Below are 21,352 nucleotides of genomic sequence, written 5' to 3' on the forward strand. Positions count from 1 at the left end.
TCCCTCGCTTTATTGCTTCAACAGGCAAAGTGACGGATTGCCTGGATTTTTTGAAAAGAATGCTGCCCAGTCACAAGAATATAGTTTGGATGTGATATCAATAAACGTTTTGGCTATAAAAATATTGGCGTGAATTAATTTTGGCTCAAAACAGAAACTGAATTGATCTTTAGGTGAAGGCGAAACGTCGGTCTCAATAAAATTGGTTGTTGTAGTCGCGCACCCAAAAATGACTAATTCATGATTTAATGTCGATCCTTTTTCTCTGGTCGACATTGTTTGTGACAGACGTTTGACTGGCCTTTCGGCGGCACCAGATTCTTCAGTAATCGTGGTGGCGGTCACGTCTGGAGCAACTCAGGAAACCCTCAGGAAATTCTGGGAGAAAATCCATTCAACCCAAGACTAACGTGATCCCAAAAGTGCGGGATTTTTTCAATCCCTGATCGTTCTGGCTTCAGTCGTATTGCGGCTGCGACTCAGCGTTGTTTGGGGTTGTTCGCCGTACTGCTGCTGGTATCGCTTTGCAAAGTGGCTGCGGCTGGCAAACCCCATGGCGGATGCAATGGCTCCGACTCCAGTCAGCCCCAGCTCGAGGCGCCGGCTTGGATCGAGCAGCAGTTGGCGAACCCGGTCCATGCGGATGAATCGCTGTAGCTCCAGAGGGGTGCAATCGAAGTGTTCCCTGGCTCCTTTAAACAGTGATGTCCGTGATTGATGCAGCTCGGCTGAGAGCTCATTCATAGATAAAGACTTGCTTCCGTTCTTTGCACACCAGTGCAGCAATCGGATCGCTGCTTGATGCCGAGCCTCCCGTGTGGAGATGGGCATGGTTTGACTGTTTTGCGCTTCAAAGCAGCGAATCAAGGTGTCGATGAGCTGATCGGGTTCTTCGGGTTTCCAGGTGTCCTGATCTCGTTCCACCAGATTGTTGAGTTGCTGCTGCAGGCGGCGTCGCAGTTCCGCCTGCACTTCCAGCTGATTGGTGCTCTCCCAGCGTTTCAGCATCAGCGGTCCACCTCCATGCTGTGCATGGCGTTCCAGCAAGGCTTCCTTGCCGATCACCAAGGTTGCCAATGTTGCCCGGGCAGGCACGCTGAGATCGAAATCGCTCAGAGATCGGTTGTAGCCCATCAATCCTGGCCAAGGCATGGGAATTCCCTGGGCGCGGTAAGGCTGATCCGCCATGGCGTCCGTCAATGGAATGGCCAGCGTGCAGGGCTTGGGCCGCCGCATCCCACTGAGAAATAGGTTCTGGTTGGTTTCGAGCACATTGAAGCGGTAGCTCCCCAGCACAAAAACGCGTACTCGCCCATGCAGAGGACCCGGACTGAGCTGAACGGCGACCAGATCGGGGGACAGTGGGTGAAACAGCTCTTGCAGTTCTGCACAAGTCTGAAACCGTGCATCCAGCCGCTTCAATGAGCTTTTGTTGGTGTGCTTGATCACGGTTGCACCCTTAACGAGCTCTCAGGCTTTGTTCTGCTCTTATCGATCTCCGGCTGGAGGCTTTGAGTGTCGAGCGGAAGCTTCGTCGACCGAGGCGTCGAACTGTGTGCCGACCGCGCGGCAGCCAACGGCTGGTCTTGTGCAATGCCTTGAGCCAACCGGCCACATAGTTGCGATGCCGCTCAGGACTCAGGATCCAGCGTGCGATGTACGACGAGCCAACACCAAGCAGAAGGATGCGCCCAATCCACATGCTGAGGTTTAGGCGGCGAGGTTGCGGAAGCGGGTGAACTGTGGCTCGAACAGCAGCTTCACCGTGCCTACTGGTCCGTTGCGGTGCTTGGTCACGATCACTTCCGTGATTCCCCGGTCGGGAGTTTCCGGGTTGTAGTACTCGTCGCGGTAGATCATCAGCACCAGATCGGCGTCCTGTTCAATCGAGCCCGATTCGCGCAGGTCACTGAGCATTGGTCGTTTGTTGGTTCGCGATTCCACGCCACGGCTGAGCTGGGACAGGGCGATCACCGGAACATTTAGTTCACGGGCCATCCCCTTGAGAGCTCGTGTGATTCTTGAAATTTCCTGCACGCGGTTGTCAGGACTGGATCCTTCCATCAGTTGCAAATAGTCGATCACGATCAGACCGAGTTCCTTGCCCTGTTCGGCCATCAGCCGCCTGCAGAGCGAACGCATCTCCAGCACGCCCGAGTTGGGTTTGTCGTCGATGTAGATCGGCAGCTGGCCGAGGGTGTTGATGCCCTGGCCAAGTAGCGGCCATTCCTCCTGTTGGAGACGGCCTGTGCGCAGCCTGCCCGCTTCGATGCCCACTTCCATCGAGAGCAGCCGATAGGTGAGTTGCTCCTTGCTCATCTCCAGTGAGAACACACACACGGGCAGGTCATGCAACTGAGCCACGTTCTTGGCCAGATTGAGCACGATGGATGTTTTGCCCATGGCCGGGCGTCCGGCCACGATGATCAGATCACTGCGCTGCAGGCCCTGGGTCATGGCGTCCAGGTCGTAGAAATTCACCGGAATGCCTGCCACCGAGGTGCCCAGCGAGCGGCTTTCGATTTCGTTGAAGGTGCTAGTCAGAATTTCGGCGGTGGGCGTCAAACCCTGAGATGGCTTCTCCTGACTGATGGCGAAGATGGTCTGCTCGGCCTTGTCGAGCACCTGCTCCATTGGCAGGCCCTGATCGAAGCCCAGCTGGATCACTTCGTTGCCTGAGCGGATCAGCTGCCGGCGCAGATACTTATCCATCACCAGGCGTGCCACCTGCTCGATCGAGGCGGTGGAGGCCACGCGCTCCACCAGCTCCACCAGCCGGCTGCTGCCTCCAACCTTCTCGAGTGCACCAGTGTCTGCCAGCCAGGCGGTCATAGCGGTGAGATCGGTGGGTTTGCCCTGGCTGTGGAGCATCACCGCGGTGCGAAAGATCTCCCGATGTGCGTTGAGATAAAAGGCTTCCGGTTGCAGCACGTCGGCCACGCGACCGATTGCATCTGGGTCGAGCAGGATGCCACCCAGCACCGCTTCTTCGGCCTCCAGGTTTTGCGGCGGGATCGAATCCGGCAGGGCCTCGAAGCTGGGCTCTTCACGCCTGCGACCTTGGCCGAAACCGCGGCGCTCCCCCTCGGTGGACTCGCCACCGGACTCTGACAAGGGAACGCTCACCATGGCGGCAGCAGCTCAGAAAGAAAGATCACTCTGACGCACCTTGTCGGTGACATCAGAGTCATTTTTGATCTGTGCTCAGTAGCTGACCACTTCCAGGTTGATTTCAGCACTCACTTCGCTGTGCAGCTTGACCTGCACCTTGTAGTTCCCTGTCCGATGGATATCGGGCACGGTGATGTCACGGCGATCCACTTCTTTCTTGGTGGCCTCTTCGATCACCTCGGCCACATCACCGTTGGTGACAGTGCCGAACAGCACGTCGTCCTCTCCCGTTTGCTTCTTCACCGTGAAGCGACCGATGGTGTCGAGTGCTGTGCGGAAGGCGACGGCTTCCTCCTTAAGAGCGGCTTGGCGCTCAGCTTCCTTGGCCCTGCGGTGCTCCACCTGTTTCATCACCGCTGGAGTGACAGGCACGGCTTTGCCGAAGGGCAGCAGGAAGTTGCGGGCATAGCCAGGGGCAACTTCCACCAGATCTCCGTCTCGGCCGAGGCTGAGGACGTCCTCGTTCAGTACAACTTGTACGCGCTTGGCCATGGGAGAACGATCCTGACAACGACTGATGAGCGATCGACAACTTTACGACTTCACGGGCAGGCGCACTTTGGTGGCCAGGCCCAGAGCACGCATCAGACGGATGTGCTCCCAGGTGAGGTCAATCTGACCCGCTTGCAGGCCGTGACGCGCTGAGTGGGGGAAAGCGTGGTGATTGTTGTGCCAGCCTTCGCCAAAGGTCAGCGCTGCCACCCACTTGTTGTTGCGGGAAGCGTCGCCACTTTCAAAGGCCACAGTGCCCCAGGTGTGGGTGGCGGAATTCACCAACCAGGTGACGTGGTACACGAACACCAGGCGCAGAGGAATACCCCAGAGCACCAGGGCCCAGCCGCCTGCACCGGTCGCTGTGCCGATCCAGAACAACAGACCGGCCAGGGGTAGCTGCAGCACCAGGAACCAGTTGTTCAGCCAGCGGTAATAGGGGTCCTTGGCCAGATCACCGGTCATGCGGGGCACCTCCTGCATCGCTGGAATCGAATTGAACATCCAGCCCATGTGGCTCCACCAAAAGCCCTTGTTGCTGTTGTGGTGATCCGCATCCGTATCGGAATACTTGTGGTGATGCCTGTGCAGTCCGGCCCAGTCGATTGGTCCGTGCTGGCAGCTCAGGGCGCCGCAGGTGGCAAAGAAATGCTCCAGCCAGAGCGGCACTCGGAACGAGCGGTGTGAGAGCAGCCTGTGATAGCCGATGGTGACGCCAAGGCAGGCGGTGACCCAATACAGCACCAGCAGGCTGGTGACGGCTTCCCAGCTCCAGAAGGTAGGAGCGAGTGCCAGCAGTCCCAGGGCATGAATCACGATCATGAATCCGATCGTTACCCAGCTTTTTTCGCTCTTGGGAGAGGTGTTCGACTTGCTCCTGGGGCGCCGGTAGGGCTTGATTGCCAGCCTGGGTCCACGATGCGAAACTGATCTCCGACTGGGTGGCAAAGGCGTTCTAATCGCGCTTGGTGCCATGACTTGATCCCGGTTGATCTCTGCACACTACACGCGATACGGATACGTATCAACCAATGGATAAGGCAAGCGGTTCTGATCATGTGACCAAGGGTTACCGCCAGCGCCTTGAAGAAGGGCGCCAGGCGATGGCTCACCTCATTCATGTGTGGCATGAGCGCAACGGCTGGTCCCACAAGGTGTTGCCCGCCCTGGCCGATGCTCTGGACCTCGGCCGTGTGCACAACTCCCAGATCTCCAATCTCCGCAATGGCAAGCTCTCGTCTCCGGGGCCGGAGGTTTTTCTCGCACTCGGCCAGGCGAATGCGATGCTGCATCAGGGCCTGGATCCGATCCGAGATCAGCTGGCGGACGTTCACCCCGACCTGTTGCGGGTGTTGAGCGACAGTTCCGTGCCCCTGCTCGCTGCCAATGGTGCGCCCCTTGGTGCCGGCGAGCTGCTTGAAATCTTTGTGGGCCTAGGCCCGTTGCCGCCAGGATTCGATTGGCGGATTGATCAAACTGAAGCAGCTTCCCTGAGTGCGGCGATCGCCGACAGTCTTTGTCGTGGGCAGGCCTGGCGACAGTGTCGCGATCAGGTGATGGAGGCCTATCCGGTCACCAAAAACCAACGCCGTGAGCGTTTTGCCGAAGTGATGGCCGGCCTCAGGGAATACAGCGCCGAGGAGCTCGATGGCGAGTTCCTCGATCTTCATGCCACTCATCTGGCCCTCGAAGGCAGCCAGGGGCAGAGTGCTGAGGCGTTTCTGGCCGAATTGCGAACGGTTGCTCAGCCGGGGTAGCGGGCCTGACGCACGCGTCGGGTGAGTCCAAGCTTCTGCAGCATCCGGATGTGCATCCAGGTGATATCGAACTCGAACCAGCGCAGTCCGTGGCGGGCACTGCCTGGATGGGCGTGATGGTTGTTGTGCCATCCCTCTCCGAAGGACAAAACGGCCACCCACCAGCAATTGCGTGAGAGATCAGGGCAGTCGAAATTGCGATAACCGAAGGCGTGTGTGGCCGAGTTCACCAGCCAGGTGACGTGATACACGACGACCAGACGCAAGGGAATGGCCCACAGCACCAGACCGACGCCGCCTCCATGCACCTGAGCCGCGTTGCCATACCAGTAGAGCGCCAGACCGATCGGGATCTGCAAGACCAGGAACCAGCGATCAAGCCATACATAGAAAGGATCCTTTAGCAGGTCTCCACCGAATCGCTCCTTGTGCTCAAGAGCAGGGATTTCGTGCAGCATCCACTCGCTGTGGCTCCACCACAGTCCCCGACCTGCATCGTGGTGATCATTGGGTTGATCAGAAAATTTGTGATGGTGACGGTGCAAGGCCACCCAGTCGATTGGGCCGCTCTGTGCGGCCAGGGTGCCCATGATCACAAGCACCCGTTCAAGCCAGCGGGGAACCTCAAAACTGCGGTGAGCCACCAGCCTGTGCAAGCCCAGTGTCACTCCGAGCACCGTGGCCCAGTAGAGAACGGCGAAGGCCACAACTCCCTGAATGCTCCAGAACCGTGGCAGCAGCGCAATGGTGGCCAGCACGTGCATCGCCACCATGAAGGAGGTGGTGCCACCTTTAAATTTGCGCTGTTTACGCGGCAGCCGTTCACGAGGCGCCATCACCGCTGCGCGCATTCGCAACTCGCGGTTTGAGCTGGTGGCTGCCGGAGTGGTTGTAACCAAGAAGCTTCTCCTTGAACCAGTTCTGTCGCGGTCGGAACGGCTACCGCCGAGACCAAAACAGTTGGTTGGGAGTGTGAATGTAAAAGAAAACAGCAGGCTTATTGCGGTTCTCCCATGGCACAGGATTCAAATCGCTACGCAGGGAGCACCGGTGCACAGGGGATGAATCTCAGTGATGCCAAGGACTTTGCCTGCAGGCAAGTGGCTGCTGTGCGAGAGCGTCAGCAGCCACTTGCCCGTCAGCGCACCGCTGCTGTGGCCGATCGACTGCAAAAGGTTCTGGCGGCGTTTGAGGCTGAACGGGTTGGGACTCAGCATTTCGCCTCTGTGAGTGGCTACGGGCACGGTGACCAGGGCCGTGAGGTGATCGACCGGGTGTTCGCTCGGGTGCTGGGCGCGGAAGCAGCGGCTGTGCGACTTCAGTTCGTAAGCGGTACTCACGCTATCGCTGCAGCCTTGTTCGGAGTGCTGCGGCCAGGCGATCGCCTGCTTTCCATTACCGGGCGTCCCTACGACACGCTTGAAGAGGTCATCGGTCTTCGTGGAGAGGGGCAAGGATCCCTTAAAGATTTCGGCATCGACTACGACGAGCTGCAACTCAACGAAGCCGGTGCTGTGGATGAGCAGGCCCTCGATCAGGCCCTGGCGCGACCCCATCGCCTGATCCTGATCCAGCGCAGCTGTGGTTACAGCTGGCGCCCATCGCTCAGCGTGCAGACCATCGGCCGGCTCTGTGCCCGCATCCACGAACGGCAGCCCGACTGCGTCTGCTTCGTGGACAACTGCTACGGAGAACTGGTTGAGGCCCATGAGCCACCGGAGGTGGGTGCGGATCTGGTCGCGGGGTCATTGATCAAGAACCTGGGAGGAACGATCGCGCCCGCCGGTGGCTACGTCGCCGGACGCGCCGATCTGGTGGAACAAGCCTGCTGCCGTCTCACCGCACCAGGGATCGGCAGCGAAGGGGGGACTGGTTTTGATCTGCACCGACTGTTACTGCAGGGTCTGTTTTTGGCTCCACAGATGGTGGCGGAAGCCTTGATCGGTGCTGATCTGGTGGCCGGTGTATTCGCTGATCTTGGGTTTCCTGTGCAGCCAGTAGCCGGCGCGCCGCGTAGTGACCTGATCCAGGCTGTGCAGTTGGGGGATCCTGAGGCCCTCAAGCTGATCTGCCGCGCCTTTCAGGCCTGTTCCCCGGTGGGCTCCTACCTCGATCCAGTGCCAGCATCGATGCCCGGGTATGTCAGTGATCTGGTGATGGCTGGTGGCACCTTTATCGATGGCAGCACCAGTGAGTTCTCCGCTGACGCGCCATTGCGAGAGCCGTTCAATCTCTACGTTCAGGGAGGCACCCATCACGCCCATGTCGAGCTGGCTCTAATCCAGGCGCTGCAAGCCCTGGCTGCGGCGGGACATCTGAATCTGGCGCACACTGATTGAGAGACGCTGGTGCGGCCCGATGGCCTTCGACTTCCCTGCCTCCTACCGCTATGCCGACAGCCATGAATACGCCTGGCAGGACGCTGATTTGATCCGTATCGGCCTGAGTGCCTATGCCGTGGATCAACTCGGCGACATTGTGTTTGTGGATCTCCCCGAGGTGGGTTCTGATCTCAGCCGTGGCAGCAGCTTCGGCACCGTTGAGTCGGTCAAGGCTGTTGAAGAGATGTATGCCCCCCTCAGTGGTGAGGTTGTGCAGCGCAATGAAGCTTTGCTGGCCAATCCCGAAGAACTGCAGAAGGATCCCCATGGTGAGGGTTGGTTGCTCGTGATCCGACCCAGCGATGTGACGCAGCTCGAGCAGTTGATGGACGCCACGACCTACTCCGCCAAGGTTGCTGCGACCTGATAACACATCGTCCGCCGGCACAAGTTGCTTAAAGTCGGCGCCTTCTGTTGCTGCACCATGACCCTGCTGGACCAGCGCGTGGTGGAGACGGCTTCAGCGAAGACTCTTCCGCCCTTCGCGCAGCGCCATATCGGCCCGGGATCCGCAGGCAATCAGCTGATGCTTGATCGGCTTGGTTTTGCTGATCTTGAGCGCTTTCTGCAGGCCGTGGTGCCCCAGGACATTCTCGATTCAAGTCCGCCGCAAGGGCAGCTGCCCGAAGGAATCGGAGAGGAGCAAGCTCTCTCTGAACTGCGCCAGCTTGCCGGGCTGAACCGTGTGACTCGGTCGTTGATCGGCCTCGGTTACTACGGCACCGTCACGCCTGCTTTGATCCAGCGACAGGTGCTGGAGAACCCCTCCTGGTATACGGCCTACACCCCTTATCAAGCTGAAATTGCCCAGGGACGTCTGGAGGCACTGCTCAATTTCCAGACGTTGATCAGCGAGCTGACCGGTCTGCCGATTGCCAATGCCTCACTTCTGGATGAGGCCACCGCAGCAGCGGAGGCCATGTCGATGAGCTTTGGTGTGTGTAAGCGAGTTGAAGCCACACGCTTTCTGGTTGATGCCGCCGTGCTGCCACAGACCCTGGCGGTTCTGCGCACCCGGGCCCAGCCGATCGGTGTGAAGCTCGACGTGGGCGAGCCTGATCAGTTCGTGTGGGGTGACGATGTGTTCGGAGTGCTGTTACAGCTGCCCGGACGCTGCGGCCGGCTTTGGGACCCTCGATCCTCTATGTCCAGGGCCCATGAGCATGGAGCCTTGGTCACTGTGGCCATTGACCCATTAGCGCAGGTGCTGCTGGAGCCGGTGGGTGCTCTCGGTGCCGATATCGCCGTGGGTAGTGCCCAGCGTTTCGGAGTGCCGATGGGTGGAGGCGGTCCCCACGCGGCGTTTTTTGCAACCCGCGATGCTTACCGCCGGCAGGTCCCAGGGCGCATTGTTGGGCAGTCGAGGGATGGCGAAGGCAATCTCGCCCTGCGCCTGGCGTTGCAGACCCGCGAGCAACACATCCGCCGAGACAAAGCCACCAGCAATATCTGTACAGCCCAGGTGCTGCTGGCGGTGATGGCCTCGTTTTACGCCGTTCACCACGGGCCGGAAGGTCTTGAGGCGATAGCGCGACGTCTGCTGCAGCTGCGCTGTCAGCTCGATGAGGGACTGCGTTCGCTTGGACTTGCTCTTCCGCAGGGATCACGCTTCGACAGTGTTGATGTGACCTGTGCTCAAGCGCCGCAAGTGCATCAACTGGCAGCTCGAGCTGGCTTCAACCTGCGACTCCTCCCCGATGGTGCGGCGATCGAACAGGCGGAAGGATTCGGTATCAGCCTGGATGAGCTCAGCGACAGCAAAGAGGTGTGCCGGCTGCTGGCACTGGTGGCGGAGGCCACCGGAGGCCAGCTGCCAGAACTGTCTGACACAGCCACGCACGAAGAGGCTCTGGAGGGCTTGCCGCTGCGATCCAGCCCCTGGCTGCAGCAGCCGGTGTTTCACCGTTATCGCAGTGAAACCGAGCTGCTTCGCTACATCCAGCGTTTGGTCAGCAAAGACCTCTCATTGGTTCACGGGATGATTCCGCTGGGAAGCTGCACCATGAAACTGAATGCTGCAGCGGAGCTGGCACCGGTGAGCTGGAGGGAGTTCGGGAGCATCCATCCCTTTGCTCCTGCTGACCAGCTGAAGGGCAATCAGCGCATGGCGCAGGACCTCGAGAGCTGGTTGGCTGAGCTCACCGGTTTCGCGGGTGTTTCCTTGCAGCCCAATGCTGGTTCTCAGGGCGAGTTCGCCGGTTTATTGGTGATTCGCGCCTGGCATCAGTCCCGTGGTGAAGGCCATCGTGATGTCTGTTTGATTCCCACCAGTGCCCATGGCACCAACCCCGCCAGTGCCGTGATGGCTGGGATGTGTGTGGTGCCCGTGGCCTGTGATGAGCAGGGGAATGTCGATGTGGACGATCTGCGCAGCAAGCTCTCTGAGCACGCCGATTCCCTGGCGGCTCTGATGGTCACCTATCCCTCAACCCATGGGGTGTTCGAGACCCGAATCCGTGAAATCTGCAGCCTCGTTCATGACCATGGCGGTCAGGTGTATCTCGATGGCGCCAACCTCAATGCTCAGGTAGGGGTCTGCAGGCCAGGGGCGTTCGGGGCGGATGTCTGCCATCTCAACCTGCACAAGACGTTTTGCATTCCCCATGGCGGCGGTGGTCCAGGGGTTGGTCCCATCGCTGTGGGAGAGCACTTGTTGCCGTTTCTTCCTAGTCATCCGCTGATGAATTGCGGTGGTGATCAGGCCATTTCAGCGGTGTCTGCAGCCCCCCTGGGTAGTGCCAGCATCCTGCCGATCAGCTGGATGTATCTGCGTTTGATGGGCCCAGCTGGACTAAGGCAGGCCACAGCTGTCGCTTTGCTGTCCGCCAATTATATGGCGCATCGGCTCGATTCCTACTACCCGGTGCTGTTTCGGGGAGAGGGAGGACTTGTGGCCCATGAATGCATTCTGGATCTCCGTGATCTCAGGCGCAGCGCAGGTCTTGAGGTGGATGACCTCGCGAAACGTCTGATGGATTACGGCTTCCATGCGCCGACGGTCAGCTGGCCAGTGGCGGGCACTGTGATGGTTGAACCCACGGAAAGCGAGAGTCTTGAAGAGCTGGATCGCTTCTGCGACGCCATGATCGCGATCCGGGCAGAAGTGGCTGCGATTGAAAATGGTCACAGCGATCGTGAGAACAATCCACTACGTCGTGCTCCTCACACCTTGAGTGCTGTGACGGCCGATCAATGGGATCGTCCCTATTCCCGTGAACAGGCAGCATTCCCCTTACCAGATCAGCGGCAAAGCAAGTTCTGGCCCGCTGTGGCCAGGATCGACAACGCCTATGGCGATCGCAATCTGATCTGCACCTGCCCCAGTGTTGAGGAGATGGCTGCGGCCCAGCCCACAGCGTCCCGGTCGATGGGTTAAATTTTACCGAAATCGGAAATTAATCTTCGATTTTTAATTGTGCAATGGAAACTTTGAGCACACTGCACAGCATTCACCGTCGCAAATAGGGAATCAATGAGTCGCGACACCAAAAACCACAAGCAATCCACCGAGCAAACTCCAGACTCGCTGCAGCTTCCCGACATTCCCGAATGCCTTCAAGCTGCTCTCGGCCGAGGACATACATTGCCGATTGAGGGCACCAATGTGCTCAGAGTTCCTTTCGGGATTCGTCAGGCAAGACGCCAGCGCCCAGAGCGTCCTGAGCGCTGGGCAACTCTGGTGATCCCTATTCAGTCCCAGGGATCGCCCACGCCACCACCTCAGGCTGCCTGAAGATTCAGGCGACTGAAATCAGGTTTGTCTCCTGCTCCAGTCGCCAGTCCAATAATGCTTTCACATCCGCCAGCGAGCAGGTAGGGGTGCGAAATGGCAAAAGTCGCATCGGGCTTCGTTCCGGTCTCACCAGCCAGCTGTTATTGCGTTGTTGCAGCAGAACAAAGCCGCGGTAGCGAATTGCGTACTGAGGATTCAGGGTCATGCCCATTCGTGGAATGGAGTTTGTGTTCTGACCTCGCTATTTCAGTGCGCTAGATGAGGTGTGCGCGTGAAAACCCGATTCTCTTTCGAATTGCTTTCTTTGGCTGTTGTTCATTTATGGGCTGTTCCTGATTCGCAGGCTGGTGTTGATTCATTCGCCGACGAATTGAGTCACAGCTTCAGTAGTGTCATCTGCATTAGGCGTTGCATCAGGTCAGCAATGCTTTCGTCCTTCGCTGGCTTCGCGTAATTGCTGAGCAGCTGGCGGCCTACAACCTGAGCGCCGAGATGGGTGAGTTGGATGCGCAGTGACACCAGCAGCTCCATCCCATTGCCGCCGGAGAAGCTGGCCATGGCGATCGGCCGTCCATTGAAGAGGGCCCGGAAATCATCTCCCTGAACAGATAGCCAGGCGAAGGCATTGGTCAGAACGGGAGGAATCGAACCGTTGTATTCCGGCGCGCAGATCACCCACCGCGGTGCTGCCATTAGTTGTTGCTGCAATGGCTGTATGCCATTCGGCATGCCTTGCTCCTTCACGCGCGGTGTGAACAGGGGAAGTTCGAGTGTGGTGAGGTCGAGCAGGTCGGCGCTGCTGCCCAGCGCGCGTGTCTGGTCCACAAAGCGTTGAGCCAGTTTGAGGTTCTCGCCGTTGCTGGCGGCAATCACCAGCACATCAGCACTGTTCGCCTTGCTCATGATCTGCGTTCGCGTTAGAGGTTGAATTGTGACGACTCTTTCGGGCTTGTGCTTGCCGAGTAGTCGTTGTCGTGTTGGCTGCTCTCTTTAGTAGTTAGCTCCGCTGCGTCGGTGGTGGACGGCTGTGGAGGCTTCCTGATCCAACACGCCGCCGTGATCAAGCTCGGCATAGATCAGCCAGTGGTCTCCGCATTCCATCCGCTGGCTCACTCGCCCTTCCAGCCAGGCGAGCGCCTCGGGAAGCAGCGGTTGTTCATTCGGACTGGTCTCCAGTTCCAGACCGCTGAACCGGTCGGCCCCTGGTTGAAACGGTTGCAGGAACTGTTTCATTGGTCCGCTTTCGCGTCCCTCGGCAAGCACGTTCAGCGCAAAGCGATCGCCCTTGTGCAGAAGAGCTTCTACGGCGCGGTCCTTGGCCACCGCCACAGTCAGGCCAGGAGGAGTGAAGCTGGCTTGGCTGACCCAGCTCGCCACCATGGCGCCGCTGAGTTCGCCTTTGCGGGTGGTGAGGATGCAGAGGGATCCCACCACGCGTCCAAGCGCCAGCACAGCCGGATCGCTGCGGCTTTCGCTCATGCTTCCGGCATTGCGCCGCTGGGCACGTTTTTCAGCCTGCAGAAGTTTGCGGGCGAAACGCGTGCCGGTTTCCTCCAGCTCCTTCACCATGGCGCGATCAGGGCTGAATTTGACCCGGATCGGGTCGAAGCCGAAACTGAAGCCGCCATCGCGCAGCTTTGTTTCCAGCAGATCGACAGCTTCGCCGCTCCAGCCAAAGCTGCCGAAGACTCCCACCGGCTTGCTGCGGTCACCCTCCGCCAGCAGTGTTCCCAGGGCGGAGACCACCGGCGTGGGAGCGTGACCACCAAGAGTGGGTGAGCCGATCAGGATTCCATCCGCAGACTGGATGGCGGCAACCAGCTCCTCCGACGGTGTGAACTCGCAGTTGAGGCTGGTGACCCGGATGTCAGTGCGACTGACGCCCCTACCCAGGGCATCGGCAATCGCCGAGGTGTTGCCGTAGGCACTAGCGAACAGCAAAACCACATTGAGGCTGGATTTCTGGTGACTTTCTCCCCAGCGGTGGTAATCGTTCAGCAGGCTGCGCCAGCTGGCATCGATGGCCGGACCATGGGCCGGCGCAATCGTGCGGATGCTCAGTTCCTCCAGGCGCTCCACAAGCAGGTCGACTTTGCGGGCCATCGGCGCCATCAGGCAGTCGTAGAAATGGCGCCGCTCCTCTTCTGTGCTGCTCCGGTTAGCTTCGGCCCAGGCGCTGGTGCAGAGATGGGCGCTGAAAAACTTGTCGCTCATCAACAGCCCGTATCGCTGTTCGAAGGCCATCAAGCCACCCGGCCACCGCGGCGTTGGTGCCGGCAGCAGCAGCAGGTTGCGCCCATGGCTGAGTGCCTGTGTCTCTTCCCGTCGAATCACTCTCAGTGGCGGGAAATGAGGCAGTGGTGGTTGATGGTCCTCTTCCACTCCAGGGGGCGAGGGCTTGCGCTGGTTCCAGAGTTCTTCCAGCAGTTTGGCGCCAGGATTGGACGCAATCAGTTCAAGGCCTGGATAAATCCGGGCCAGTTCCTGAAGCAACGCTACGCGGTTGGGGTTCACATGTCCCACCACAATCAGCAGGGGCTGATCCGTGGCTGGCAGAACTTTCAACAGTGCTGGCAGAAAGACGCTGCTGTAGGCCATCCCCGGTGGATGCACCAGAACGGCGAGTTGCTCAACTCCTGCGGCATCAGGGCCTGCCTCGAACAGAAAACTGTTGGCAGTGCTGCCACGCTCCAGCGCATATTCCAGCTCGAACCGCAGCCGCTGGGGGCTGAGCCCCCGCAGGCAGACAAGGCCGCGGTCAACCGGCAGGGTGATGACCTGCCGATCAGCGGACGCCGAGCTGGCCGCGACAGTTGCAGCCATCAATAGTGGTTGCCTGTCTTGCGGTGATGGACGGCCGTTCGTCCATCGATGTCAGCCACGTTTCCCTGCTCCACCAGCGCGTAGATAATCCAGTGATCCGGCCCTTCCATCCGCTGTTCCACCCGGCAGCTCAGATAGGCCAGCGCATCCGTGAGCACAGGACCACCCTCAGCGGCTCCATGCAGCACGTTCACCCCTTCGAATCGATCGGCTCCGGGGGGGAAACGCTTCAAAAAGTGCTGCATCAGAGGCTTGTAGCGCTCTTGCCGCAGCACGTTGATCACAAAGCTGTCGCCAACCTGCATCAGTGCTTCGATCGCGCGATCCTTGGCCACTGCAACACTCAGGCCGGGGGGGCGAAAACTGGCCTGGGCCACCCAGCTGGCCACCATCGCACCACTGCGGCGCGCATCACCTTCGCCTTGGCTCGCCGTCACGATGTACAAACCGCCGGTGAGGCGACCGAGCGCCTTGTCGAGGTTGGCGTCGATGCTGCGCAGCGCTTCGATCGATTTCTTCCTGGTCAGAATCTGGCCAAGGTCGGTGCCAGATTCCTCGCAGCGTTGGTAATCGCCGCCCTGGGGCAGTTGGCGGATGCGCAGCGGTTCAAAGGCCGGCTTCAGCCCCTGATTGCGCAGCTGCTCGGCCACGGCATCGATCGGCTCGTCATTGCCACCGAAAGCGTCGTAGACCCCAACAAGCTGTTTGGGCTGAAGAGCGGCCAGCAGGGTGCCGATCGATGCCTGCAGTTCACCATCCGGTTCCGCTGGCCAGGTGGGGACCACCACCGCCTTGGCTTCCCCGACCAGAGCGGTGAGTTCCTGCGGATCGGTGGCTCGCAGATCCACCAGCTGAACCTGTGCATCGGCTTTGCCGATGCCATGGGCAATGGCCTGGCTGAGGCGGTCTGAGAAGCCGTATTGGCTCAGGTAGCAGACGGCTGCGTAGCTGTCGCCCTTGCTGCGTTGGCTGCTCCACTCTCTGTAGTCGTTCAACCAGTGGCTGAGGTGTTGGCGCAGCAGGGGGCCGTGCCCCACAGCGACGGTGTTGATCTCAGGCAGCGCATCCATGCGCTTCAGCGCCTGCAGCACGCTGCGGGCATTGGGGCCCATCAGGCAGTCGTAGTAGAAGCGGAAGTCCGGTGCGATGGCCCCGGGGTCCGAGTCAAACAACTCCTCGGAGCAGTAATGCAGTCCGAAGGCATCGCAGGTGTAAAGAATGCCGCTGCCGTGATCGAAGGAGAAGATCGTGTCGGGCCAGTGCAGGTTCGGGGCACTCAGGAACTCGAAGCGATGCTGCACGCCACTGTCCGGACTGGTGCCCAGATCCAGTTCATCGCCGGTTTTCACCGCGCGTGAGTTGAAGGGCCGATGAACCTGGTCCTTGAGAAACTGGATCGCCACCTTGGAACCCACGATCTCGATCTCGGGATTGAGGTCGATCAGATCGCCGATCAGTCCGGAATGATCCGGTTCGGTGTGACTCACGATCAAATGGTCGATCGACATCGGATCGATCTGCTCCTTGAGCAGTGGCACCCAGGTGTCACGGAACTTGGCGTGGCTGGTGTCGATCAGGGCAGTGCGTTCGCCGCGCACCAGGAAGGCGTTGTAGGTGGTGCCGTTGCGTAGCCCAAATTCGATATCAAATCGGCTGCGTTCCCAGTCCAGGGAACGGATGGTGGTGCTGTCAGGCGCGATCGACTCGCACTGCAATGTGAGTCGGGGGGTCACAGCAGTGGAATTCGTGCTGTTCAGGCTTGCCGTGACCATGACTGAATCGAGCGTTGTAACCAACTTTACGAAGATCTTCAGGTCATCGGACCCGGGCTGAGGGCTCCGGCGACACGAGGCAACCAGTCCACCAGGCCTGGTACCGCGATAATCAAGGCTAGGACTGCAACCTGCAGGCCGACAAACGGCAGAGCGCCCCGATAGATGTCGCGCGTGCTGACTTCATCGGGTGCCACGCCGCGCAGATAGAACAGCGCAAAGCCGAACGGCGGTGTGAGGAAGGAGGTCTGCAGATTGGCGCCGATCATCACGCCGAACCACACCAGAGCTTCGGGACCCAGCAGCTGACGGGCTGCAGGAAGTAGCAGCGGAACTGCGATGAAAGCGATTTCGAAGAAATCGATGAAGAAGCCCAGCAAGAAGATGATCAGCATGCTGAACACCAAGAAACCCACTCGTCCTCCCGGCAGGTTGAGCAGCAAATCGGAAATCAGCTGATCGCCGCCCACACCGCGGAACACCAGGCTGAAGGCGGTGGATCCCATCAGGATGGCCATCACCATGGCAGTGGTGCGCATGGTGCTTTCACAGACATTCGAGAGTTTTTGACGGCTGAAACCGCCATTGAGGCCTGCTAGCACCATGGCGCCGACCGCGCCAATCACGCCCGCTTCTGTGGGTGTCGCAATGCCGAAGAAGATGCTGCCCAGCACCGCAACGATCAGAGCGATCGGTGGCAACACTGATTGCAACAAACGCAGAGGATGACCGGAGCCGCTGAGCTCGGGCTTGAGTTCGGGGGCCAGTTCTGGCTTGAGAGCGCTGATCACCAGCACATAGATGGCGAATACCGTCGACATCAGTAGGCCTGGAACCAGCGCCCCGATGAACAGATCACCGACTGAAATTCCGAGTTGATCGCCCAGCACCACCAGAACAATGCTGGGGGGAATGATTTGGCCGAGGGTGCCTGACGCCACAATCACCCCTGTGGCGAGGCTCTTGTCGTATCCCGCCCGCAGCATGGCGGGCAGGGAGATCAACCCCATGGTGGTGACGGTTGCTGCCACCACACCGGTTGTCGCCGCCAGAAGCGAACCCACCAGAACGACGGCCAGCGCCAGTCCGCCGCGCAGACGGCCCAGCAGCCTGCCCATGGTTTCCAGTAGCCGTTCAGCGATGCCGGAGCTTTCCAGCATCGAACCCATGAACACAAAGGCGGGGATGGCCAGCAGGGTGAAGTTGGCCATGATCCCCAGGATTCTTTGGGGAAGGGCGGTGACGAACTGTGGTTCGATCTCACCGCTGAGCATGCCCAGCAGGGCGAAGATCACCCCGACACCACCCAGACAGAACGCAACGGGAAACCCGCTCAGCAACGCCACGATCAGCGCCAAGAACATCCCGGGAGCTAGGACCGTGGAGGGGTCGAAGCTGATCACCCAGCCAAGGGCTTCGACTTCGATCACAGCGGGGTACCTCCCTGCGGGGGCTGATCTTCGGCAGCCTTTGTGATTTCGGGGCTACCGACTGCCAGTCGCAGGCGCAGCGCTTCGGCGATTCCCTGCAGCCCGAGCAACAGAAAGCCCAGGGGAATCAACGATTTCACCCAGGTGCGCGGCAGACCGCCAGGGTCGGGTGACATCTCGGCAATGCTCCAGGAGCGCAGCGCCGGCGCAATCGAGATCGCCATCACCCCGAAGGCGAAGGGCAGCAGCAGCAGCAGGATGCTGTTGAGCTCCTGACGGTTGCGACGGCGTGGTGACCAGCGGCTTTGCAGCACATCCACTCGGACATGGCCCTGTTTCTGCAGGGTCCAGCCGAGGCCGAGCAGAAAAATCAGATCAAAGAGATACCACTGGGCCTCGATTAGACCGTTAGAGCTGAGATTGATGCCGATGGCTGAACCGAGATAGCGGCCGACAACGTTCCAGATTCCGATGGCCAGCATCAGCAGCACGGACCAGCGTGCTAGCCAAGCGGCCGCGGCATTGATGCGATCAAACAGTCGCACCACACCGGAGAGAGGTTCGCTCATTCTTCACCTCTCTCGGCGCTGGTGTTGAACTTCACCAGCGGCAGCTCGTTGATGCGATTCCAGTTCAGGGTTTCCTTCTGGAATAGCCGCCAGCGTTCCAGCAAGTCCCGGAAGCTGGCATCGCCAGCCGCTAGATCGGCGAATAAGACGCTGGTGGCTTCCTTGGCTGCTTTGAGGATGTCGTTGCTGTAGGCCTCAAGTTTGATTCCCTGTCGCCTGAGTCTCAGCAGCGCCTCGCTGTTGCGTTGTTCGTATTTGCTGAGCATGCCCAGATTGGCTTGGTAGCAAGCCGTGCTGAACATGGCCTGATACTCCTCAGGGAGTTTGTCCCAGGCACTGCGGTTGACCAGCGCGGCCAGGCTCGGCCCTGGTTCCCACCATCCTGGGTAGTAGTAGTACTTCGCTGCTTTGGGGAGGCCGAGCTTCTCGTCGTCATAGGGGCCAGTGAACTCTGCGGCGTCAATGGCTCCCCGCTCCAGTGCCAGATAGATCTCCCCGCCTGGCAAGACCTGAACGTTCACCCCAAGGCTTGCCATCACCTTGCCTCCCAGTCCTGGGATGCGCATCTTCAGGCCTTTCAGAGACGCCAGATTGTCGATAGGTCGTTTGAACCAGCCGCCAAGCTGACCGCCCGTATTTCCGGCAGGGAAGCTCTTGGCGCCGAAATCGGCGAACAAGGCGTCCATCGCCTCATTGCCGCCACCTTCATAAAGCCAGGCATTCTGTTGCTGGGCGGTGAGCCCAAAGGGCACAGCGGTGCCAAAGGCGAAGGCGGGATTCTTGCCCACGTAGTAGTAGCTGGCTGTATGGCCGCATTCCACGGAGCCCGCTTGAACCGCATCCAGCACTTCGAGTCCGGGAACGATTTCACCGGCGGCAAACGGTTCGATCGTGAACCCTCCGCCACTCATTGCCTTCACCTGTTCACAGATGGTTTCGGCACCTCCGTAAATGGTGTCGAGCGAGACCGGCCAGCTTGTCGCCATCCGCCAGCGCACCTGGGGAAGGCCACTGCCGCGTCCTGTTTCAGCACGACGAATCGTGCAGGCGCTCAGTGCTCCGGCTCCGGCTGCAGCGGCGAGCGCTTGCCCACTGGTCCGGAGCAGCTGCCGACGTTGCATGACGTGCTCCTGCTTTGGTCGCCGATGAGACGACGCTGATCCTGGGAAGGATATCGATCAGTTCCTGCGTGACCCTGTTTTCGCAATCAAAAAAAGCCCCCTGCCTTGGCAGAGGGCTGAATCGTTCTCTTGATCCTTGAGCTGACTTGAGTCTCAGTTTTCCACCTTCACCGACACGGTGGTGCGGTTGTCCGTTTTGGGAGCTTCGATAGTGAGGATGCCGTCGCGGTAGCTGGCCCGCAGCGCATCGCGGTCAAGGGAATGGGCGAAGCGAAAGCTGCGGCTCCAGTTGCCATAGCGAAATTCGCTGAGCAGGGTGTTGTCTGTCGACGCTTCGGCCTCATCGGCTGCATTGGCCTGAGGATTTAGACGCTCAGCGCTGACGCTGAGACTGCGATCGCTGGCTTTCACGTCGATGCTGGCGTGAGCGACACCAGGCAGTTCCAGGCGAATGGAGTAGTGATCTTCGGTTTCGTGAATTTCGGCGGCTGGTACACGTTCGACCTGTGACAGCTGCTGGTCGAGACGCTCGAACAGATCAAATGGTGATTGACGCAGGGTGATCATGGGTAACTCCTAAAGAGTGATGTTGATGGGGTGTTGACATCACCCACATCGCCAATATGTGCGGTCTGATTGACTCTGAGCAGGGGGACAACCGCCCTATTTGGTTCGGTCCAGACCACCGAGTTCGGTTGTTACGACAGCCCTTTCGCAACAACCGAACATCAGCACATGTCACTCAGAGCCAGCACCAACTTGAGAATGCTGCCGCTTGCCCGCAGTTGAGGCCTTGGTCATCCCATAGGGTCCAGATTCTTGCGTTGTTGATCATGAATCGTTGACCGGTTCGTGACACTCTGATGCCGCTATAACCCTCGAAAGCGTCCTGTTTATGCGCACGTTGCAGGGCGGAAGCGCGTTGCTTGCGAGCTCCTTCCTCCGCCGTGTAACGGGAGGGCATGCCGATCATCTCTTGCCAAGACCGCTCCCAAAGGCGCAGAGCGGTGGCATTGGCATAAATCAGGCGGGGATCACGGCTGTTGTCGTGGGCGAGAACGGCCATCTTGCTGCTAAACAGGTCCTTGGCTGGGTCGCCACAGGTCAGCAGTGGACGCTTGAAGGCCCGTTGGTGAGACAGCATCAGTCTGGAGATCAGGCACTGGGATGAAGGCGTCTGCCAGGGCGCTGATTCAGCCACCGGCTGCCATGGCTTCCAGCATGGCCCGCTGTGCCAGGGCCTGACCCTGATCGCGCAGGTGCTGAAGAAAGCGAGGTCTTGATTCGGGGAAGCGTGGCTCCTCAGCGAGGGGAAGATCACCTGCCGCATCAAGGCCTGTATCTCCTTCCATGGCAGGGGTGATCACGACCAGATCACCGTCGAGGTTGGCCTCGTAACGCCACCAGAGCGTGGGGTCCAGGACCGCTGGATGCGGCGGCGTGATGGTGTCGTCAGGGTTCGACCCGCCGCCATCCGCGGATGGCGTTGATTGGCTTGCAGCCTTTGTCTGTTCAGCCCTGGCCTGCAGGGCCTTGAGCCGATGTTCAGCAAGGTTTTCCAGCAGTTTCGTTCGCGTGCGCCCCCTCAGCTGAAACAGCACGAACGGGTCTTCACTGAAGCGTTCTCCCATCAGGAAGTACACCGCACTGATGTGCTTGCAAGGATTGGCCTTATCCGGACAGCTGCATTCACTGCGCACCTCTTGCAGCTTGAAGGGGAAGAGCCGGCGGCCACTGGCCGCAAAGGCACGTTCGATGTCAGCCGGCATGATTCCGGCCAGGAGCTGTGCTGACCAGCGGGCTTTTTGTGTAAGGGCTTCCAGTACAAAGCCCCAGTCCTCATCGCTCAGCACATCCAGCCAGAGCTTCACTTTGTAAGGGTCTTCATCGGTTCCCTGAACACGGGCATGAACCCGTCGACCCTCGAATCGAATCGAAGTCACGTGTCCTTCACGGGCGTAGGTCCAGGCCCGTTCGAGGCGTTTTTTGAAGCGGTAGGAGTTGATCAGCTCCATCCACTGTTCAACCCACCAGGGTTGCTGGCCGAGCCCCTCGTCACTCAGTGAGGTGTTGATGCCGCTGTTGTTGGGGGTGATGGTCATC

General features: G+C 59.5%; 22 protein-coding genes. 5 read left to right on the plus strand and 17 right to left on the minus strand.

The genetic code is table 11. The features are described 5' to 3' along the window. Nucleotides 1-9: 9 nt before the first annotated feature. The 6 genes from DXY31_RS16485 to DXY31_RS10850 form a co-directional block, all read right to left on the minus strand. Nucleotides 10-345 (minus strand): hypothetical protein, encoded by a 336-nt coding sequence (locus DXY31_RS16485; protein ID WP_137024970.1) that lies wholly within the window; start codon nt 343-345, stop codon nt 10-12. A 90-nt stretch (nt 346-435) separates the two neighbouring features. Then, nucleotides 436-1,449 carry a helix-turn-helix domain-containing protein gene (locus tag DXY31_RS10830; RefSeq protein WP_244279710.1) on the minus strand — a complete coding sequence of 338 codons (1,014 nt, stop codon included), beginning with the start codon at nt 1,447-1,449 and terminating at the stop codon, nt 436-438. Between the two features lie 10 nt (nt 1,450-1,459). Further along, a complete protein-coding gene (locus tag DXY31_RS10835; RefSeq protein ID WP_114993793.1) occupies nt 1,460-1,702 on the minus strand; it encodes a hypothetical protein in 243 nt (80 codons plus the stop codon). Nucleotides 1,703-1,710: 8 nt separating this feature from the next. Further along, nucleotides 1,711-3,129, minus strand: a complete 1,419-nt coding sequence (gene dnaB / locus DXY31_RS10840; RefSeq protein ID WP_114993794.1) for a replicative DNA helicase — start codon at nt 3,127-3,129, stop codon at nt 1,711-1,713. A 75-nt stretch (nt 3,130-3,204) separates the two neighbouring features. Continuing rightward, nucleotides 3,205-3,663: a 50S ribosomal protein L9 gene (gene rplI / locus DXY31_RS10845; RefSeq protein WP_114993795.1), complete on the minus strand. Its 459-nt coding sequence runs from the start codon at nt 3,661-3,663 to the stop codon at nt 3,205-3,207. A gap of 42 nt (nt 3,664-3,705) precedes the next feature. Then, on the minus strand, nt 3,706-4,638 hold the full coding sequence (locus DXY31_RS10850) for a fatty acid desaturase (protein WP_114993796.1): 933 nt from the start codon (nt 4,636-4,638) through the stop codon (nt 3,706-3,708). Nucleotides 4,639-4,694: 56 nt separating this feature from the next. On the opposite strand from DXY31_RS10850, the gene DXY31_RS10855 reads away from it, so the two are divergent. Further along, nucleotides 4,695-5,420, plus strand: coding sequence for a hypothetical protein (locus tag DXY31_RS10855; RefSeq protein ID WP_114993797.1), 726 nt, complete (start codon nt 4,695-4,697; stop codon nt 5,418-5,420). Here DXY31_RS10855 and DXY31_RS10860 read toward each other — a convergent pair. Beyond that, complete coding sequence (locus DXY31_RS10860) at nt 5,408-6,271, minus strand: acyl-CoA desaturase (protein WP_369813461.1); 864 nt, start codon at nt 6,269-6,271, stop codon at nt 5,408-5,410. The genes DXY31_RS10855 and DXY31_RS10860 overlap by 13 nt on opposite strands. A 210-nt stretch (nt 6,272-6,481) precedes the next feature. Here DXY31_RS10860 and DXY31_RS10865 point away from each other — a divergent pair, with 210 nt between their 5' ends. From DXY31_RS10865 to DXY31_RS10880, 4 genes are all read left to right on the plus strand, one after another. Beyond that, complete coding sequence (locus DXY31_RS10865; protein WP_114993799.1) at nt 6,482-7,759, plus strand: methionine gamma-lyase family protein; 1,278 nt, start codon at nt 6,482-6,484, stop codon at nt 7,757-7,759. Nucleotides 7,760-7,778: 19 nt separating this feature from the next. Then, nucleotides 7,779-8,168, plus strand: a complete 390-nt coding sequence (gene gcvH / locus DXY31_RS10870; RefSeq protein ID WP_114993800.1) for a glycine cleavage system protein GcvH — start codon at nt 7,779-7,781, stop codon at nt 8,166-8,168. Nucleotides 8,169-8,225: 57 nt separating this feature from the next. Continuing rightward, nucleotides 8,226-11,177, plus strand: a complete 2,952-nt coding sequence (gcvP, locus tag DXY31_RS10875) for an aminomethyl-transferring glycine dehydrogenase (protein ID WP_114993801.1) — start codon at nt 8,226-8,228, stop codon at nt 11,175-11,177. Between the two features lie 96 nt (nt 11,178-11,273). Next, the gene (locus tag DXY31_RS10880; RefSeq protein ID WP_114993802.1) at nt 11,274-11,534 is read left to right on the plus strand and encodes a hypothetical protein; all 261 of its coding nucleotides are present in this window, start codon (nt 11,274-11,276) and stop codon (nt 11,532-11,534) included. 4 nt (nt 11,535-11,538) lie between these two features. Here the strand turns inward: DXY31_RS10880 and DXY31_RS10885 are convergent, their stop codons facing one another. From DXY31_RS10885 to DXY31_RS10930, 10 genes are all read right to left on the minus strand, one after another. Beyond that, nucleotides 11,539-11,745 (minus strand): hypothetical protein, encoded by a 207-nt coding sequence (locus DXY31_RS10885; protein ID WP_114993803.1) that lies wholly within the window; start codon nt 11,743-11,745, stop codon nt 11,539-11,541. 164 nt (nt 11,746-11,909) lie between these two features. Continuing rightward, nucleotides 11,910-12,437 (minus strand): NAD(P)H-dependent oxidoreductase, encoded by a 528-nt coding sequence (locus DXY31_RS10890; protein WP_114993804.1) that lies wholly within the window; start codon nt 12,435-12,437, stop codon nt 11,910-11,912. Nucleotides 12,438-12,524: 87 nt separating this feature from the next. Continuing rightward, nucleotides 12,525-14,357, minus strand: a complete 1,833-nt coding sequence (locus DXY31_RS10895) for a diflavin flavoprotein (protein ID WP_114993805.1) — start codon at nt 14,355-14,357, stop codon at nt 12,525-12,527. Then, nucleotides 14,357-16,129 (minus strand): diflavin flavoprotein, encoded by a 1,773-nt coding sequence (locus DXY31_RS10900; protein ID WP_114993806.1) that lies wholly within the window; start codon nt 16,127-16,129, stop codon nt 14,357-14,359. Before DXY31_RS10900 ends, DXY31_RS10895 begins: the two co-directional genes overlap by 1 nt. Before the next feature lie 38 nt (nt 16,130-16,167). Then, a complete protein-coding gene (locus DXY31_RS10905) occupies nt 16,168-17,559 on the minus strand; it encodes a TRAP transporter large permease subunit (protein ID WP_114993807.1) in 1,392 nt (463 codons plus the stop codon). Then, on the minus strand, nt 17,556-18,128 hold the full coding sequence (locus DXY31_RS10910) for a TRAP transporter small permease subunit (RefSeq protein WP_114993808.1): 573 nt from the start codon (nt 18,126-18,128) through the stop codon (nt 17,556-17,558). The genes DXY31_RS10905 and DXY31_RS10910 overlap by 4 nt, the downstream gene beginning before the upstream one ends. Continuing rightward, on the minus strand, nt 18,125-19,249 hold the full coding sequence (locus tag DXY31_RS10915) for a TRAP transporter substrate-binding protein (protein WP_114993809.1): 1,125 nt from the start codon (nt 19,247-19,249) through the stop codon (nt 18,125-18,127). Before DXY31_RS10915 ends, DXY31_RS10910 begins: the two co-directional genes overlap by 4 nt. 153 nt (nt 19,250-19,402) lie before the next feature. Beyond that, complete coding sequence (locus DXY31_RS10920) at nt 19,403-19,816, minus strand: Hsp20/alpha crystallin family protein (protein ID WP_114993810.1); 414 nt, start codon at nt 19,814-19,816, stop codon at nt 19,403-19,405. A 175-nt stretch (nt 19,817-19,991) separates the two neighbouring features. Further along, nucleotides 19,992-20,450, minus strand: coding sequence for an MEKHLA domain-containing protein (locus DXY31_RS10925; RefSeq protein ID WP_114993811.1), 459 nt, complete (start codon nt 20,448-20,450; stop codon nt 19,992-19,994). Continuing rightward, the gene (locus tag DXY31_RS10930) at nt 20,443-21,351 is read right to left on the minus strand and encodes an SWIM zinc finger family protein (RefSeq protein ID WP_114993812.1); all 909 of its coding nucleotides are present in this window, start codon (nt 21,349-21,351) and stop codon (nt 20,443-20,445) included. Before DXY31_RS10930 ends, DXY31_RS10925 begins: the two co-directional genes overlap by 8 nt. Nucleotide 21,352: the final 1 nt, after the last annotated feature.

Source organism: Synechococcus sp. UW179A, from assembly GCF_900473965.1.
Lineage (GTDB): Bacteria > Cyanobacteriota > Cyanobacteriia > PCC-6307 > Cyanobiaceae > Synechococcus_C.